The organism is Streptomyces sparsus (assembly GCF_054776295.1).
In genome coordinates, this window is sequence record NZ_BAAHCA010000459.1 from 1 (window position 1) to 3890 (window position 3890).

The following is a 3890-nucleotide window of genomic DNA, read 5'->3' on the forward strand; positions in this document are numbered from 1 at the left end:
GGGGAGCGATCGCTCCCCGGGGCCCACTGCCGTGTCCGGCTGCCCGGCCCGCGCCGGGCCGGCACCGCGGTCACTTCTTGACGCGCATCTCGGAGCGGGCCTTGGCGGTGATCTCCGCGGCCTGCTCGGTGGAGGTGCTGCCGACGAACTGCATCGGTGCGATGACGCCGACGGTGCTGTGGTCCGCCCAGACGCAGAAGGGCGCCTCGATCGCGCTGTCACCGGGGCCGTCGTCGGACTTCATCCGCTGGCACTTCATGACCGCGTTGTCCAGCGCCTCGGGCTCGAACGTCTCGGGCTCACCGATGAGTTCGCCGCTGTCCTCCGGGTCCTCGGCCTGCTTGGCGGCCATGAAGGTGAAGAAGTCGTCGACGGACTTCTCCGGGTCGTCGACCGTGCCCCAGGCCCCGGCGACCATCATCAGCTTGGCGGTGGCCAGCGCGCCCTCGTTCGCGGCGGCGGGATCGGCGAAGTCGACGGTGGAGTAGCCGGCCTCGACGGTCTCCGCGTCCTGCACACCGAGGGCCTCGATGGCGTCCCGGAACTCGTTGTCGCCGTCGGCCTGCTCCTGCTCCTCGGGGAGCTTCTTGTACTCCTTGAGCAGCGTCGGCGGCGCGTTGAGCGTGTGCGGGCCGTCGTCGGCAAGATCACTGCCGCCGCTGAACAGGAAGAAGCCGCCGATCAGAGCGCCCACCACGGCGAGCGCGCCCGCGGCGACGGCGATCGTGCGGCCTTTGCCCTTGCCGCCGCCTGCCGGGGGCTGCGGTCCGTAACCGGGTTGCGCGGGCTGCCCGTAGGGGCCGGGCTGCGGCGGGTACTGGCCCTGTGCCGGGGGCTGGCCGTAGGGCCCGGGCTGCTGCGGATGACCTCCGGGCTGGGGCTGCTGCTGCGGGTAGCCGTAGCCGGGCTGGCCGGGTGCGCCGCCCTGTCCGGGGTATCCGTAGGCGCCCGGCTGCTGCGGCTCTCCGTAGGGGCCGGGCTGCGGGGACTGCTGGCCGTACGGTCCCTGCGGCGGCGGCTGGTTGTGGCTCAAGGCGCTTCCCTCCGTGTGCATGCCTCGGGCATGCGTTCTCGCGTCCCGTACATCCTCGCGGACGCCACCGGGCTTCGGCGCACCGGGCACAAAACCGATTCGAGACCGGTACACAGCCGCCCGTACACTGACCGGCGTGACCGACGAGACTCAGCAGAGCCCGGACCTGACCGGGCCGCACAGCGCCCCCGCAGACCTGCCGACCCAGTACGCACCGGCCGAGGTGGAGGGGATGCTGTACGAGCGCTGGGTAGAGCGCGGTTACTTCGAGGCGGACGCCAAGAGCGACAAGCCGCCGTTCACCGTGGTCATCCCGCCGCCGAACGTCACCGGCAGCCTGCACCTGGGGCACGCCTTCGAGCACACGCTGATCGACGCGCTCACCCGCCGCAAGCGCATGCAGGGCTTCGAGACGCTGTGGCAGCCCGGCATGGACCACGCCGGAATCGCCACCCAGAACGTCGTCGAGCGGGAGCTCGGCAAGGAGGGCAAGTCCCGGCACGATCTCGGCCGGGACGCGTTCACCGAGCGCGTCTGGCGGTGGAAGGCGGAGTCGGGCGGCCAGATCTCCGGTCAGATGCGTCGCCTCGGGGACGGAGTCGCCTGGTCGCGTGAGCGCTTCACCATGGACGAGGGCCTGTCGCAGTCCGTCCAGACCATGTTCAAGCGGCTGTACGACGACGAGCTGATCTACCGGGCCGAGCGCATCATCAACTGGTGCCCGCGCTGCCTGACGGCTATCTCCGACATCGAGGTGAACTACGCGGACCAGGACGGCGAGTTGGTCTCGATCCGCTACGGCGAGGGCGAGGACAGCCTGGTGGTCGCCACCACACGGGCCGAGACGATGCTCGGTGACACCGCCGTCGCCGTCCACCCGGACGACGAGCGCTACGCGCACCTCGTCGGCCGCGAGATCCGTCTGCCGCTGACCGAGCGCTCCATTCCGGTCGTCGCGGACACCCACGTCGACCCGGAGTTCGGTACCGGAGCCGTCAAGGTCACCCCGGCGCACGACCCGAACGACTTCGAGATCGGCCGCCGCCACGACCTGCCGAACCTCACCGTTCTGGATGAGCACGCCGTCATCACCGCGCACGGCCCGTTCCAGGGGCTGGACCGGCTGGAGGCGCGCTCGGCGATCGTCGCCGCGCTGCGCGCGGAGGGCCGGATCGTCGCGGAGAAGCGGCCGTACAGCCACTCCGTCGGGCACTGCTCGCGGTGCAGGACGACGATCGAGCCGCGGCTGTCGATGCAGTGGTGGGTCAAGGTGGGTCCGCTCGCACAGGCCGCCGGTGACGCGGTCCGGGACGGCCGGGTCGCGATCCACCCCGCGGAGATGGAGTCCCGCTACTTCGGCTGGGTCGACAACCTGCACGACTGGTGCATCTCGCGGCAGTTGTGGTGGGGGCACCGCATCCCGGTCTGGTACGGCCCGGCCGGTGAGGTCGTCTGTGTCGGCCCGGACGAGGAGCCGCCGAGCGGTGAGGGCTGGCACCAGGACACCGACGTGCTGGACACCTGGTTCTCGTCGGGGCTGTGGCCGTTCTCCACGCTGGGCTGGCCGGAGCGGACCGAGAGCCTGGAGAAGTTCTATCCGAACTCCGTCCTGGTCACCGGCTACGACATCCTGTTCTTCTGGGTCGCCCGGATGATGATGTTCGGCCTGTACGCGATGGACGGCACACCGCCGTTCCACACGATCGCGCTGCACGGCATGGTCCGCGACCAGTTCGGCAAGAAGATGTCGAAGTCCTTCGGCAACGCGGTCGACCCGCTGGACTGGATGGACCGCTACGGCTCGGACGCGCTGCGCTTCACGCTGGCCCGGGGCGCCAACCCCGGCGTGGACGTCCCGATCGGCGAGGACTGGGTCCAGGCGTCGCGGAACTTCGCCAACAAGATCTGGAACGCCACCCGGTTCGCGCTGATGAACGGCGCGACGGTCGAGGGACCGCTGCCGGACGCCGAGGAGCTCTCGGCGACCGACCGGTGGATCCTGTCCCGGCTGAACACGGTCGTCGCCGAGACGGACGAGTTCTACGACGACTACCAGTTCGCGAAGCTCTCCGACGGCCTGTACCACTTCGCGTGGGACGAGGTCTTCGACTGGTACGTGGAGCTGTCGAAGACCACGTTCTTCGCCGGCGGCCGGGCCGCCGAGGTCTCCGGCCGGGTCCTGGGTGAGGTGCTGGACGTCATGCTCCGGCTGCTGCACCCGGTCGTGCCGTTCGTCACCGAGACGCTGTGGACCACACTGACCGGCGGGGAGTCGCTCGTCGTCGCGGACTGGCCGAAGGACAGCGGCTTCCGGGACGCCGCCGCCGAGCGGGAGATCGCCGCGTTGCAGCAGGTCATCACCGAGGTCCGCCGGTTCCGTGCGGACCAGGGGCTCCAGCCGGGGCAGCGGGTCCCCGCCCGCATCTCCTGGGGCACGTCCCCGCTGGCCGCGCACGAGGAGCCGATGCGGTCGCTGCTGCGGCTCCAGCCGGCCGGGGCGGAGTTCACGGCGACGGCCTCGCTGCCGGTGGCCGGTGCCACGGTGGAACTCGACCTGTCGGGCGCGATCGACTTCGCGGCCGAGCGCAAGCGGCTGTCGAAGGACCTCGCGGCGGCGGAGAAGGAGCTCCAGCAGACCACCGCGAAGCTCGGCAACGAGGGCTTCCTGGCGAAGGCGCCCGAGCAGGTGGTGGAGAAGATCCGTGGCCGCCAGGCGGCTGCGGAGGCGGACATCACCCGTATCCGCGCGCAGTTGGAGACGCTGCCGCAGGCCTGAGCGCCCGGACGGGCCGGAGGCGGCCCTGCGGCGACCGGCGGCGCCGGCTTCGGTGCCCCGGCGGCCGTCTTGCAGCAGGGC

At 71.0% G+C, this 3890-nt stretch carries 2 protein-coding genes; one reads left to right on the forward strand and one right to left on the reverse strand.

The window, feature by feature from the left end; all coding sequences use genetic code 11:
- Nucleotides 1–70: 70 nt before the first annotated feature.
- A complete protein-coding gene (locus ACYVE9_RS18445) occupies nucleotides 71–1033 on the reverse strand; it encodes a hypothetical protein (protein WP_461028985.1) in 963 nt (320 codons plus the stop codon).
- 136 nt (nucleotides 1034–1169) lie between these two features.
- On the opposite strand from ACYVE9_RS18445, the gene ACYVE9_RS18450 reads away from it, so the two are divergent.
- Nucleotides 1170–3809, forward strand: a complete 2640-nt coding sequence (locus ACYVE9_RS18450; protein ID WP_461028986.1) for a valine--tRNA ligase — start codon at nucleotides 1170–1172, stop codon at nucleotides 3807–3809.
- Nucleotides 3810–3890 lie beyond the last annotated feature (81 nt).